At 50.5% G+C, this 12,802-nt stretch carries 20 protein-coding genes and 1 pseudogene; 17 read left to right on the top strand and 4 right to left on the bottom strand.

The window, feature by feature from the left end:
- Positions 1–5: 5 nt before the first annotated feature.
- Positions 6–197 carry a DUF1482 family protein gene (locus IAE27_RS21355; protein ID WP_196549972.1) on the bottom strand — a complete coding sequence of 64 codons (192 nt, stop codon included), beginning with the start codon at positions 195–197 and terminating at the stop codon, positions 6–8.
- Positions 197–391: a hypothetical protein gene (locus IAE27_RS21350; protein WP_048257997.1), complete on the bottom strand. Its 195-nt coding sequence runs from the start codon at positions 389–391 to the stop codon at positions 197–199. The genes IAE27_RS21355 and IAE27_RS21350 overlap by 1 nt, the downstream gene beginning before the upstream one ends.
- A gap of 374 nt (positions 392–765) precedes the next feature.
- Here IAE27_RS21350 and fumD point away from each other — a divergent pair, with 374 nt between their 5' ends.
- Positions 766–975 carry a fumarate hydratase FumD gene (gene fumD / locus IAE27_RS21345; RefSeq protein ID WP_196549973.1) on the top strand — a complete coding sequence of 70 codons (210 nt, stop codon included), beginning with the start codon at positions 766–768 and terminating at the stop codon, positions 973–975.
- A 29-nt stretch (positions 976–1,004) separates the two neighbouring features.
- Here fumD and IAE27_RS21340 read toward each other — a convergent pair whose 3' ends face one another.
- Positions 1,005–1,415, bottom strand: coding sequence for a hypothetical protein (locus IAE27_RS21340; protein WP_200092849.1), 411 nt, complete (start codon positions 1,413–1,415; stop codon positions 1,005–1,007).
- A 121-nt stretch (positions 1,416–1,536) separates the two neighbouring features.
- Positions 1,537–1,932: a helix-turn-helix domain-containing protein gene (locus tag IAE27_RS21335; RefSeq protein WP_049082400.1), complete on the bottom strand. Its 396-nt coding sequence runs from the start codon at positions 1,930–1,932 to the stop codon at positions 1,537–1,539.
- A gap of 104 nt (positions 1,933–2,036) precedes the next feature.
- Here IAE27_RS21335 and IAE27_RS21330 point away from each other — a divergent pair, with 104 nt between their 5' ends.
- The 16 genes and pseudogenes from IAE27_RS21330 (at position 2,037) to IAE27_RS29670 (ending at position 12,801) form a co-directional block, all read left to right on the top strand.
- Positions 2,037–2,270, top strand: coding sequence for a transcriptional regulator (locus tag IAE27_RS21330; RefSeq protein ID WP_064408218.1), 234 nt, complete (start codon positions 2,037–2,039; stop codon positions 2,268–2,270).
- A gap of 2 nt (positions 2,271–2,272) precedes the next feature.
- Positions 2,273–2,809, top strand: coding sequence for a toxin YdaT domain-containing protein (locus IAE27_RS21325; RefSeq protein WP_200092848.1), 537 nt, complete (start codon positions 2,273–2,275; stop codon positions 2,807–2,809).
- A 347-nt stretch (positions 2,810–3,156) separates the two neighbouring features.
- Positions 3,157–4,077 carry a replication protein gene (locus IAE27_RS21320; protein ID WP_115239647.1) on the top strand — a complete coding sequence of 307 codons (921 nt, stop codon included), beginning with the start codon at positions 3,157–3,159 and terminating at the stop codon, positions 4,075–4,077.
- Positions 4,074–4,817, top strand: a complete 744-nt coding sequence (locus IAE27_RS21315; RefSeq protein WP_115239646.1) for a replication protein P — start codon at positions 4,074–4,076, stop codon at positions 4,815–4,817. The genes IAE27_RS21320 and IAE27_RS21315 overlap by 4 nt, the downstream gene beginning before the upstream one ends.
- Positions 4,810–5,076 carry a DUF977 family protein gene (locus IAE27_RS21310; protein ID WP_115239645.1) on the top strand — a complete coding sequence of 89 codons (267 nt, stop codon included), beginning with the start codon at positions 4,810–4,812 and terminating at the stop codon, positions 5,074–5,076. Before IAE27_RS21315 ends, IAE27_RS21310 begins: the two co-directional genes overlap by 8 nt.
- Positions 5,073–5,681 (top strand): hypothetical protein, encoded by a 609-nt coding sequence (locus IAE27_RS21305; RefSeq protein ID WP_196550243.1) that lies wholly within the window; start codon positions 5,073–5,075, stop codon positions 5,679–5,681. The genes IAE27_RS21310 and IAE27_RS21305 overlap by 4 nt, the downstream gene beginning before the upstream one ends.
- Positions 5,678–5,914 carry a hypothetical protein gene (locus IAE27_RS21300; RefSeq protein WP_227629429.1) on the top strand — a complete coding sequence of 79 codons (237 nt, stop codon included), beginning with the start codon at positions 5,678–5,680 and terminating at the stop codon, positions 5,912–5,914. Before IAE27_RS21305 ends, IAE27_RS21300 begins: the two co-directional genes overlap by 4 nt.
- Positions 5,907–6,419: an ead/Ea22-like family protein gene (locus IAE27_RS21295; protein WP_115239642.1), complete on the top strand. Its 513-nt coding sequence runs from the start codon at positions 5,907–5,909 to the stop codon at positions 6,417–6,419. Before IAE27_RS21300 ends, IAE27_RS21295 begins: the two co-directional genes overlap by 8 nt.
- A gap of 490 nt (positions 6,420–6,909) precedes the next feature.
- Positions 6,910–7,080, top strand: a pseudogene (locus tag IAE27_RS21290) (ATPase); the annotation flags it as partial.
- Complete coding sequence (locus IAE27_RS21285; RefSeq protein ID WP_115239641.1) at positions 7,080–7,337, top strand: hypothetical protein; 258 nt, start codon at positions 7,080–7,082, stop codon at positions 7,335–7,337. The pseudogene IAE27_RS21290 and the gene IAE27_RS21285, both read left to right, overlap by 1 nt.
- Positions 7,334–10,450 carry a DNA cytosine methyltransferase gene (locus IAE27_RS29675; protein WP_320159731.1) on the top strand — a complete coding sequence of 1,039 codons (3,117 nt, stop codon included), beginning with the start codon at positions 7,334–7,336 and terminating at the stop codon, positions 10,448–10,450. Before IAE27_RS21285 ends, IAE27_RS29675 begins: the two co-directional genes overlap by 4 nt.
- Before the next feature lie 207 nt (positions 10,451–10,657).
- Positions 10,658–10,951, top strand: a complete 294-nt coding sequence (locus IAE27_RS21265) for a hypothetical protein (protein WP_004103033.1) — start codon at positions 10,658–10,660, stop codon at positions 10,949–10,951.
- Between the two features lie 420 nt (positions 10,952–11,371).
- Positions 11,372–11,605, top strand: a complete 234-nt coding sequence (locus IAE27_RS21260) for a DinI-like family protein (RefSeq protein WP_196549976.1) — start codon at positions 11,372–11,374, stop codon at positions 11,603–11,605.
- Between the two features lie 106 nt (positions 11,606–11,711).
- Positions 11,712–11,960, top strand: coding sequence for a hypothetical protein (locus IAE27_RS21255; RefSeq protein WP_200092846.1), 249 nt, complete (start codon positions 11,712–11,714; stop codon positions 11,958–11,960).
- Between the two features lie 35 nt (positions 11,961–11,995).
- On the top strand, positions 11,996–12,595 hold the full coding sequence (locus tag IAE27_RS21250; protein ID WP_049083820.1) for a DUF1367 family protein: 600 nt from the start codon (positions 11,996–11,998) through the stop codon (positions 12,593–12,595).
- On the top strand, positions 12,595–12,801 hold the full coding sequence (locus IAE27_RS29670) for a hypothetical protein (protein WP_227629431.1): 207 nt from the start codon (positions 12,595–12,597) through the stop codon (positions 12,799–12,801). The genes IAE27_RS21250 and IAE27_RS29670 overlap by 1 nt, the downstream gene beginning before the upstream one ends.
- Position 12,802: the final 1 nt, after the last annotated feature.

Raw genomic sequence — 12,802 nt, 5'->3', positions numbered from 1 at the left:
GCCTCCTACATCTGCGCGGTGAATCCGGCGGGATGTTCAGCCAGAACGCCTTTCAATGGCAGGCATTCGCCTTTTACACCTTGCTCAATAGCAGCTTCCTCACATGCTTTCTCGCTGTCATAAACACCCAGCAAAACATCCTGATTGCCGCCAATGAGCATGCCGACGGTGATTACCAGTGCGAACATTGTGCTCATCAGTGGGTACCTGCCGGAACGAGATAGGGCGCAAGCTCCCTTGAGTAAAAGGGCTGACGGATAAAGCGCAGATTTCCCTGCGGTTCATGGAAATAGGTTTTGCGAACATGGTCGTATGAAACAGACCAGGGCGCGCCGGTGCGCGGATTACGCATTGGTATTGCGCGACCGCTGTTTGGAACTGGATTAGCCATAGATAACCCCCCGCAATGCATATGATGAATAAAGGCCATAAGATGAGCCTGATAACTACCGAAATGACCAACGAACGAATGCCGTTTCTACTCATTTCAACCTCTGCCTTGTCGCCGGCTAGCGGAACGTTGCTACCTACTGCGCATTGATATTTCCACCTCATCCCGGCATTCGTATGCTCCGGGCAGCTACTTCGTGGGCGTCCTGCCTTGGTGGCTTGTTGCGATGGAGTAATTAAACACAATGTTTATTTTTATGTCAACAAAATGAGTTTATTTAAATAAACAAAAAGTTTAGTTGAGGGCGTTTTTTGGCAGGGATAGTATGTTTTTAGTGCTTTTGTTGGGCGGAAAATAGACAGTTGAGGTGAGCTATGGACTATGAGGAAGCTGCGCAACTACGCTATCAAGAAATGTGCCGGATTGTAGATGATGTCGTATTTGCGATGGTAGCTGAAGGGCATGAAACCAAAAGAGTGGCTATAGCTGACGTGATACGAACGGAGGTATCGAAGGGGCTGGGTAAGTGGGGTGCTGACCAACTACAGTGCACGGAGCTTGCTGTGAAGTTGCCGGAAGAGTAGGGGCAATAAAAACCCGGCGCGTGGCCGGGCTACTGACGCTGACAATACGGCAATATTTTTTCAATCGCTGATTGAATAATTGATGGGTTATGAAAGTCAGGATCTTTCAACGGGTCACTGACATCAATACTGTTTTGCAGGGAGCGCTGATATTCACTCCAGAGTTCCGAAAGGTGTTTCTTGTTCTTGGTGCTGCTGATATCAATGAACGTATCAATCTCTCGCTGTGATATTGATACATTTCCGCCTCCGGGAAACACTCCATTCTCAATAAGTCGCAATTGCTCTCTTAATTTTTGTCTTATTATATCGCTTATTGCATTGAACTCTTTGCGTTTTTCTCCTTTGATTGCATATCTGTAGCTAAAGTAACCGCTTGCAGGAACTGCTGTGATAGATACAATCATTGCAATAGTTGCAACGATGTCGCTATAGCTCATGGAGGTTTTCCTATGTCTGGCTCTGATATCTTGGCTACAGTTGCCTTGATTATTTCAGTTACAAACCTCTCCGTAATTCTCTACGGGATATGGCGCTTACGTGATTGAACCGTTGTGATGATTATTCACCATCACCCTTAATCCGTCGCCCCATGTACTTGGCATACAGCTCATCAAGTTCCTTCAGCCGCAGAGATACGATCCGCAACATGTTTTGCTGCTCTTCTTCATTCGGTAGCTGGTTATAGAGCTCCAACAGTCTCCGCTCATCTGGCCTCAAGCCATCTTTAGAATCGACGTCCTGCCCCAAAACCCACTCAAGACTTACCCCTAGCGCATCAGCAAGTTTTATTGCAGAGCTTTTCCCGATCGCTCCTCTAACAAACCAGTTGTTAACAGATTGCGAGCTCACACCACAGATCCTCGCTATATCAGCTTTAGATATGCGCTTCTGCTCAATGATTTCGTTAAGCCGCTGTACCTGCGGGTTATCTGCTTGGTGCGTATTTTTTCTCATATATCACGATATTAAACTAAAAGTTTATCTCCTCAACATTCATAAAGTTGACAATAAAATAAACATAATGTTTAATTTGTGGTGTAACTTAAAGGGAGTGGTTTATGAACGCACTTGAAAGAGCCATACATATCGCCGGTGACGCTACAAAACTGGCTGAAAAATTGGATGTTTCCTCAATGACTGTCAGTCATTGGAAAAAACGTCATGGCGGCGTTGTGCCGCAAAAACGGGTTTTCCCAATCTTTAACGCAACAGGTGTTACACCGCACGAACTCCGCCCGGATCTTTATCCAAATCCGAATGATGGATTGCCCTCTCAGGGATTGGGGGATTAGCCATGCAAACACTATCTTTTCAACAAAATACCGGATTCAACACCGGCTCTCTGATAAAGCGTAATCAACAGAGAGAGGCGGATCACGACGCAATTCGCTCTGCCGTTCGCGCCTGGGCAGCAGCTGAAGGGCAGGACGTTGTGTCGGCACACATCATCGATGAGTGGCGGCAGCAGGGCGGCGAGGAGATCGCGTTTCCTGACGACATCAGCCGTGCCCGTCAGAAGCTTTTTCGCTACCTGGACAACCCGGCCGAGTCTGAGCGCTATCGCGAGTACGTTCGCCTTCTCACTCCGGCAATCATGGCCGTTCTCCCGCTGGAATACCGCAACCGGCTGGTTCCCCATGACGATGTTTTGTCGCGCCTGTCTTCAGCCATGAAGGAATGCGCTGAAGCCAAGCAGGCAGTGATGCTGAATGCGCCAGAGCACCAGAAATTGAAGGAGGTAAGCGAGGGGATAGCTTCGCTATTCAGGCTGATGCCTGAGCAGACAGGAACGCTGATGACAATCGTGAGCTCGATGCTGGGCGTGATGTAAGCGGGGCATCCATGAATCACATCGAATTCATAGAGAAGAACGTCCGCGAGGAACTGCTTCGCCAGGGCTTCACGCAGCCAGTGGCTCAGGGGGGCATACCAGGCGGTTGAAATGTACAAACGGATGTCATAGGCAAGCCGAAAAGGGGGAATGTTTGACGATGTTATGCGACACGCAAAGTTATGGGCTGAGAAGCAGACCAGCGCAGCTGAGCGACGGGAAGCAAAGCGCACCGTGCGGAAGGGCAGCAATCAGGCTGGGTTGTTCTGAAAGGGTGAAGACCGTTGTGCTCGAACACAGCCGGTCTTCGGGGTGTGAAAAAAGGGCTCTTAGTTCACGGAGTGAGTATGTCAAATACCGCTGAAGTTATCAATTTTCCGATTAAAACCGAGCGTTCGGGAGGTCAAATGGCCGACCTGGCTAACGGGTATACCAAGATCGCAAACGAGATACAGAAGCTCAAGCCGCGTCTGCGGATGTCTGGTCGTGAGTGGCAGTGTCTTGAGGCTGTAATCTGGCTTACCTATGGATGGAACAAGAAGCAGGACCGAGTGACAAACACGGTGATTGCTGAGCTGACAGACCTCGGAGAGTCGCATATTTCCGACACAATCAAATCTCTCGCGGAGCGGAAAATTATCTTCGCTCATAAGCAGGGAGTGATGAAAATTGTCGGTATAAATACTGAGCTATCTGAGTGGATTTTAGACAAACCGAAAACGGGAAAACTCTTCCCGGAATCGGGAAAAGTGTTACCGAAAACGGGAAAACCTTTCCCGGAAACGGGAGACACCCAATACAAGAACAAGAACAATAGTAAAAGATCTTCTTCGTCTCGGAATTCTAAAGAATCCCGAAACGAGGAAACTTTGAAGTTTCTCTCTCGTCATCCAGAGGCGGCCGATGGGATTTATACCCCTGCAGGTAAATCCTGGGGAACAGCTGACGACCTCAAAGCCGCGCGATGGATTTTCGATAAAGCCCTCACCGTGAATGCCTCCCTCTCAGAGCCGAACTGGGTTGAATGGGCGAACACCATCCGCCTGATGCGACTGCAGGACAAGCGCACTCACTATGAAATCTGCGAATTGTTCAAGTGGGCCAATGAAGACGATTTCTGGCAAAAAAACATTCTCAGCCCATCAAAACTACGCAAGCAGTGGGATCAACTGATGACTAAGCGCCTGTGCAGCCCTGGCCCATCAAAAACCACATCAGGCACCAGTGCGCTGGACAATACCGACTGGATCGACGGGGTACTCGAATGAAATCTATCGCAGAAAGCATGCATAACTTCGATCGGAATAACTTTCAACGTATCGCCGCCGGCATGCCTGAAATCCAGGATGCACAGAGCTTTGCACATCAGGCGACAAAGACGGCTGAGGTATTCAACGAACTGTTTCGCCAGTTGCTCGCGGTATTCCCGGTGCTTGCCAACAAATCAGCGGAAGACCTCAACGAGATGCGTCGCCAGTGGCTCCTGGCGTTCAAGGAGAACGGTATCACCACGGTAGAGCAGATTAACGCCGGGATGCGCGTTGCCCGCAAACAGGAAAAACCGTTTATGCCATCACCTGGTCAGTTTGTTGCCTGGTGTCGTTCTGAGGAGGCGGTAACGGTAGGCCTGCCAGACGCAAGTGAGCTGGTTGATATGGTTTACCAGTATTGCCGGACCCGCGGTCAGTATCCGGACGCTGAGTCGTACCCATGGCCTGAGCACAAAATCGAACCGATAACGCTGAAACACAAAGCCTGCTACTGGATGGTTACCGGTCTGTATACCGATATGCGCGCGAAGGGACTAAGCGACTCCGAATTACGCCGCAAAGCATCCGAGGAACTTTTGCGCATGATTCGCCGCATCAAGACCGGTGAAGCTATCCCCGAGCCTGTTAAGCAAATCACAAAGTTGGGCGGACGTCCGCTGAGTAACGAGCAGGGCTTAAACAAAATCGCTGAAATCCGCGCGAAGTTTGGCCTTGGGAGAGGATGTAACCATGGCTAACAAATCACGTGAGCAAAAACAGGCCTGCGTCCAGGCGATTATCGAGCTTACCCGCAAGAAAGGGCGCCTGACGGTGAAAGAAGCTTGTGCAGAACTAGGCATGTGCCGGGATACCGCAGGTCGATATTTCCAGGCAGCAGTCAGAACCGGAAAGGTCATCCGCTACGGACGGCTTGGATTGTTCCGCGACCAGCGAGCGACCATAGATTTTGACCTTCAAAGATTCAGTCATCGGAAAGATACGGGAGCATGCAAATGATCGAGCGCGGAATGATTTTTAACGCTGAGATGGTGCGGGCCATTCTCGACGGTCGGAAGACGCAGACACGTCGGATAGTGAAACTGCAGCCAGATGAAGACGGTCTGGCAAAAGTAACTAACGGACCCTGGGTTGATACCAGCGAACGGAATTACCGCTGCCCATTCGGTGATGTAGGCGACCGTATCTGGGGGCGTGAAACGTGGGCAGAGGCTGGCGCCAGCGCGCCGAACCTAAAGCTTTATCGTGCTAATTACCCTGAGCATGTTCCATCGCATTATGAAAACGTGCCGCCGGCTAATGAAATTCGCTGGACGCCATCAATCCATATGCCGCGATGGGCCAGCCGCATTCTTCTGGAAATCACTGATGTGCGCGTGGAGCGATTAAACGCTATCAGCGAGCACGATGCTCAGGCTGAAGGCGTGGCGAAGCTACGAGGAGGGTTCTGGCAGCACTATCAGCCAGGCTGGACGCAGCATCAATTGAGCTCCCGCGGCTCATTCGTAACCCTCTGGAAATCAATCTACGGTGAAGAGTCTTGGAATTCCAATCCATGGGTTTGGGTTATTGAGTTCAAACGAATTGAGGGGGGTAGCAAATGAGCACTTTAATGCAAATACTCTGCATCAAAGACACCGAGGGATACTGGACTGAGGGCGAAATGTACCCGGCCCGCATTGTTACTGGCGGTTTTGTTCAAGTTGGTGACGATGACGATCCCAAAGGGGAGGGCTGGAGCGCTGCACCGATGGAATATCGGGAAGATGGTTCGATCGTTTATCAGGTCGGTGGGATTGAGGGGGATGTGTTATTCGAGGAAACCAGCCATGACTGATATCACCAGACTTACCCAGGAGATGAAAGCGGCGGCGCATAAAGCTAAGCAGGCGAATGACCTCTACCTTGAAGGCAAAATAACGCTGTCTGAATGCGTCGTAGAGACAAAGGACTACCTCGACTACTCAGATAATCCGAATAACTTCCTCGCGCTGGTAGAGGCGCTGGATAAGTCAGAGAAGACATCCGAAGCGCGCCGGGAAGCCATAGACAGAACGCACAACATGTTTGTTCGTGAGCGTGACAGGGCAAACGCGGCAGAAGAGGCGCTGGAGAAGGCGCAGCGTGCCAACGCAGCACAAGGCGACCATATCGAGCAGCAGCAGGACCGTATCGAGCAGCTAGAGAAAGGCAATCAGTACGCCGCTAAGCGCATCGCCGAGCTGGAGTCCCGCACCGTCACCGTTAAGCTGCCACAGGCAGTTAGCGCAGGTGGTCAGGGTTATCAGGCGCAGGTGGAGAGGATACTTACCGCCGCTGGCATCAAGTGGGAGGCTGAGTGATGGATATCGCTAAACACATCGTAGCAATGATTATAGGGGCCACAATAGCGATGCTTATTTTCTTCGCTGGCCTGCCGCTGTTACACCTCATTTTCGGAGCCAACCAATGAACAGCAAATTAACCAAAGAACGCATCGAATGGCTCCACTATGCCGCAACAGGACTTGCTGCAAACGGAACTGAAATGGCGATGAGTCCGCAGGATGTGATTGCGTTGACTGAGTGTTGCCTGGCCGCAATGGACAGCGAGCCGGTTGTTTTCACAGATGAACGAAACCTTCATCATATTGTTATGGGCCGAGAAACCTCTCTGATTTGGGGTAAGCAGAACTCAGAGGCGGGAGATGTTCCGCTCTATCGCCACGCGCAGCCAGCGCCGGTAGTGCAGATGGTCGCTGAGGAATCGCGCTGCGGCACCAAAGCCACGTCAGCCCTGGATTCATTGCCAAAAAACGCCGAGTCGCGCAGCGGCAACTCTCTGGCTAACGATACCAACGTTGTTAAACGGTTGACCATTACTCTGCCTGATACGAGCTCAAAAGCATTCTGGAGCGGTACCGGAAAAACGGAAACATTCCATCCGGTGACTTATCGCCTATGGGTGAAAGAAGCCATAGAGCGATACTGCGCCATCGCTCGGATTGATGTGGAGGTGAAGTAGTGGAGCCTTCACTGGAATATGCCTGCAAACGCATTCAGGAACTTGAAAGCCTTCTGCTGGTGGACGTGCCAGAAACTGTGTGGCCAGCAGAAGTAGCGATGGTCCTGTCAGAAGTAGAAAACGCCGGGGAACTCTCGGCGCACCACCAGCGCCGCCTGCAGCACCACATCAACAGGATGTGGCTGGAAAAAATGCCGGTACCGTCAATTATCGCCGCGGCTCGTTCGCTGGCCAGCGCCTTGGAGAAATACGCGTGAGGGATAGCGAAATCATCGTTGATAACTTTGCTGGTGGCGGCGGCGCCTCAACAGGCATCGAGTTGGCGATTGGGCGCAGCGTGTATATTGCGATTAACCATGACCCGAACGCTGTCGCGATGCACACTACTAATCACCCCGACACGCTGCATTACTGCGAGTCAGTTTATTCGGTTCGCCCGAAAGTTGCGACCGCTGGCCGCCCGGTAGCGCTGGCGTGGTTTTCACCAGACTGTTTCCCAGCCGGCACGTTGGTACTCACCCAGAGCGGATACAAGAAGATCGAAGATATTCGCGTTGGTGAGTTTGTTTTGACGCACAAGCGACGGTGGCGACAAGTTGTTGAAACCAGTAACGCGGAGCGACCGACAACTAAAATCAGAGGGCATGGGCACCCGGGACTTACGTGCAGTTTAGAGCATCCATTCTATATAAAGGCTCGGCGTAACGTTTGGAATAACAATATCCGGCAATACCGTCCGGAATACGACAATGCTGAATGGGTTCCCGCATCTCTTGTGCAAAAAGGGCATTATTGGGCCACACCAACCAGCGTCCCTGAAATGACTATTCCAGAAATGACAATGTATACCAAAGGAACTTTTTTACCAGTTGATGAACGGCTCCTGTGGTTGGCCGGTCGGTATGTTGGGGACGGATGGACGCGTTTAACCGAAACACGGGCGGAATTGGTAATAATCTGTGGTAAGCATGAGGTCGATGAACTGGAAGAACGCATTAATATGTGGCCTCGTGTGGGCCACCGAGTCATCAAGGGGGAATTATCATGGTGCAGGCGGGAGGTTCGGACCGCATGTCAGTTAACAGCGAACAGCCGGGCTTTGGTTGAATGGCTGCGTAAACATTTCGGACATAAGGCTGAATACAAGAAGCTGCCCGCTTGGCTGTATGGAGCTTCCAATGCACTGAAGAAAGCCTTTATTGACGGATATATGAGTGCTGATGGATGGCATGGTCAGGATGCCAAGCAAGGGGACATGTTTGAAGCAAATACCGTTTCAAAAGGGCTGGCATTTGGGATGAAGCAGCTCATATCAACGTTGGGATATTCGGGAACAGTTTTTGTGAACACCAATCCGACCTGTGTAATCGAAGGTCGAATGGTGAATGCTAGGGCGAGCTACAAAGTGCGGTGGCGAGAAGCTGTCTGCGGAAATCATACTCAAACATTTGACGATGATGGACTTTTGTGGGCACCGGTAAGAGAGAATACACCCTTAAACCGTATTGAGCGCGTTTTTAATATTGGCGTTGAAGATGATGAAAGTTATGTTGTTGAAGGGGTTATCGTCCACAATTGCCGCCACTTCTCAAAGGCGAAAGGAGCTAAGCCTGTCGAGAAAGCTATCCGCGGACTGGCCTGGATGGTTCTGCGCTGGGGGCTGGATGTTAAACCCCGAGTGATGAAGCTGGAAAACGTTGAAGAATTTAAAACGTGGGGGCCGCTGCTCGCTGGTGAAATGCGTCCAGATCCTGCCCGCGCTGGCGAAACTTTTGAGGCATTCATTGGCATGCTGACCACAGGCATTTCAGCGGGTCATCCGGCGCTAGCCGAATGCTGCGAATTCCTGAATATTTCGCTTGATAGCGAGGATGCAGCACGGCTGGTAAACGGTTTGGGTTACACCGTTGAGTATCGCGCGCTGCGCGCATGCGATTATGGCGCGCCGACCATCCGTAAGCGGTTCTTCATGGTGATGCGCTGCGATGGGAAGCCGATTGTATGGCCGGAAGCCACTCATGGAGATCCGAAATCACCGGCGGTGCTAGCTGGCAAACTGGCACCATGGCGCACAGCTGCGGAATGCATCGACTGGTCCATCCCGGCGCCGAGCATCTTTGATCGCAAAAAGACGCTGGCGGTCAATACATTGAAACGTATTGCGCAAGGCATCCAGCGTTTCGTTATCGACAGTACTTCGCCGTTTATCGTGAAGTGTAATCATACCAGCACCCGGGCGCGTTATGACTGTTTCAGAGGACAGTCGCTTGATGAACCGCTGCAGACGATCACGAAAACCCACGGCTACGCAATTGCGGTACCTCATCTAACAAAATTCAGAACAGGGGCCACCGGGAAGCCAGTTACCGAACCGGTACCGACAGTGACCGCTGGCACGTCAAGGCGCCCGGGCGGGAATGGTCACGCTCTGGGTATTGTTGAGGCAGAGCTGGCGCCGTTCCTGGCTGGCAATGGCGGCAGCGAGTACCAGGCTAAACCGCGCCCGATCGATAAACCCGCCCACACAATCCTGAAAGAGTCGCGCGCCTGTGTCGTCGCTCCGGTTATCGCCCGGCAATTCGGTGCCAGTGTCGGCCACCGTGCCGACGAACCAAGCGCAACAATCACCGCGGGCGGCGGCGGTAAATCGCAGCTGGTAGTGCCGACGCTTATTCAAATGGGATACGGAGAACGGCCCGGACAGGCACCTCGCGTGCCAGGACTGGATAAGCCGCTGGGTACCGTTGTGGCTGGTGGCGGGAAACATGCGGTTGTTGGGGCATTTCTGGCAAAACACTACGGAGGGAATTATCAGGGCGCCGGCGTGGGGCTGGATGAGCCAGCGCATTCAGTAACGACTGTCGATCACCACGCATTAGTCGCTTCTCATCTGGTTAAACTGCGCGGTACTTGCCGTGACGGCCAGCCTACTGACGAGCCGATGCCGACTATCACTGCCGGCGGCCAGCACGTAGGGGAGGTTAAAACGACTCTGGCGGTCGAGGATTACGACGAAGAGCGCGCGCAGCAGGTGCTGGCGTTTCTGCAGGAATACTGCGGGGAAGATAGCACCGGACTGGTGGAAATTGGCGGGGTGACTTACCGAATCGTTGATATCGGCATGCGCATGCTGCAGCCGCGCGAGCTCTACCGGGCGCAGGGCTTCCCCGAATGGTACATCATCGACCAGGATTACCGCGGCGTGAAATATGCAAAGGATAAGCAGGTCGCGCGCTGTGGCAATGCCGTCCCGCCGCCGTTTGCTGAGGCGTTGGTGAGGGCTAATTTACCTGAATTATGTCAAAAGAAAGACCCGCCACCTGATATATATTATAAAGCTGAGAATGCAACTGTGTTTGAAATTTGTTGAATGAAATTATTGAAGTGAATTTATGTGGCGCGCTTATCATTATATAGCTTTAGTTTAAATTATTTGGAAAACTCTCAATTTGAAAATAGTTAAATCTTTTCTCCATTAAAGCTGCTATTGTCTCTTATGAAAGGGACCCATCAGGTACCAGAGCCTTCTGGTACTTGATTTTTAAGTCTATCGCTTAGGGAAGATTGAGGGTTTGCCATGGCTAATGATTCACGAGGAAATGAAGTGATCTTCAATCGTGCATATCTAAACTTATGCTTTAAAAACAAGAAATTAAGCCCGTTGGTTATAGTGGGGAAAATTAAAGAACACAATATTGTTGAATGTTTTTCTTTTGGTCTTAAGGGTACGATAGATATTGAGTCAAAGTGTTTGTTTTTGCGCTATAAGTATCCATGGCCAGATTTTGAAATTGAACTGGTTAAAAATAAAGGCGGTGATTACGAGTTCATGCTTTTTCATAATGATTTTCTTAAAGGTAGTAAGGTTTAAGTTAGTTATAACGATTTTTTAATTAAATTGGATTTAATTTAATTGTTTATGTTAGACATTTTCTACCTTGAGCTTGTCTAAGGATAACATTCGAAGAGTGTCGCACGATTGCCCGACTACTTTAATCGAACAGTGTTGATGTCACTGCTCGATTAAATTTGGCCATTACGTAATCATATGAGGTCTCGTCAATATGACTTGTTGTACCACTCATGAGTCGGGCGATTTTTGTTTACTGTGACCTAAGAACCTGTCTCTCTTTAGAGAACATGACTAAAAAACCCCATAGATTCAACCCGCTGCGGTGGGTTTTGTTTTCCCATGACTGATAAAAATTAACGTTTTGTGCTCTTAAGATGTTGCTCATTCAGTGAGTTAGGTGTACTGTGTATATATACAGTACTCTTGGTGGGTGATGCTATGAAAATCGAAGTGACCATCGACAAAACTAAAAAAATGCCTAACGGTGCTGAACCAGCGTTAGAGGCCGAATTTCTACGGCGATTAAATCAAAAATATGATGACTGCAAATTATCTATTCGTCGCGCTGGTGCTGATGGGCTCAGTGTTTTCGGCGGCATAGATGGCGATAAAGAAACCATTGCAGAAATTCTACAGGAGACCTGGGAAAGCGCCGACGACTGGTTTTATTGAGTATTTTTATTGGCGGCGGCCTTTCTCCCAGAGCATCGCATTTGCGTTACCCTTGATGCTGCCGCCCGTTTTCATGAGTGCGTCAGTGTGTCGCTCAGGGGGTAATGTGACTGATGGTATTGAGTTTCCTACTAATCATTCCTGGTACGATGTTGTCAGGAGATCGGATGGCGCCATTATTTGTAGCTTCCCGGCCGAAGGAAGGCATCTGATTTACAGGGCTAATGGCATAATTTCAATGCGTCCATTATTGCCCGATGAAGAAATATTTACTCTAAACGGATTTATGAAGTTTGCTGAACGACTCGGCTACCGAGTTTTTCCACCTTCTGATAATATGAAATCAACGGCCTGAACAACCGTTAACCTACTGCGCCACGGAGAGAAACCATGGCGCAACAATTACACCTGATAAAACAGTCTCAAGGTATCCTGATCCCTGCAACGCAGGAGACCAGCGATTTTCTGCAATCAAAATGTAAGCTCGGCGCCGTTCTGGAAGCCGACTATAAGCTTGTCCGCAATCCGGCGTTTCATCGCCGCTACTTTGCTTTACTCAATCTCGGCTTTGACTACTGGGAACCTACCGGCGGATCGATCTCATCCAATGAGCGCAAGCTTGTGTATGGCTACGCCAGTTTTCTAGCCGCCTATGGCGGTAACGAATCAGCCCTGCTTGATGCCGCAGAACAATACCTCGATCGCGTAGCCGAGAAACGTGCCGGTAGTATCAGTATTTGCAAATCTTTTGACGCCTACCGGGCGTGGGTCATTGTCGAAGCTGGCCACTATGACGCCATAAAGCTGCCGGATGGCACGCTGAAAAAACACCCCCGCAGCATTTCTTTCGCCAGCATGGACGAATGCGAATTTCAGGAACTGTACAAAGCATCGCTCGATGTTCTCTGGCGGTGGATCCTCTCTCGCTCGTTCAACAGCCCGCTGGAAGTCGAGAACGCCGCAAACCAGCTTTTAAGCTTCGCGGGGTGATGCCGATGAAATATTCATGGTTTCACCATCTCGAATGCACAACGCAGCAGGCCGAAGAATTGGTAGCGAGATATCGTCAGCGGGGCGTAAAGGTCGAACGAAGCTTAAACCCTGACTTTATGACATGGACCGTCAGCGTGCAGTTGGTGGAGGACAAAAATCCGCCGCGGCCAGACTCCCGCTGGCGCAACAGGATGTGGGAGTGAG

It is taken from the genome of Klebsiella sp. S69 (genome assembly GCF_016516145.1).
GTDB classification, from domain to species: Bacteria; Pseudomonadota; Gammaproteobacteria; order Enterobacterales; family Enterobacteriaceae; genus Klebsiella; species Klebsiella oxytoca.
The sequence above is the reverse complement of the archived record's forward strand: the minus strand, read 5'-3'. Positions and strand labels throughout refer to the sequence as shown.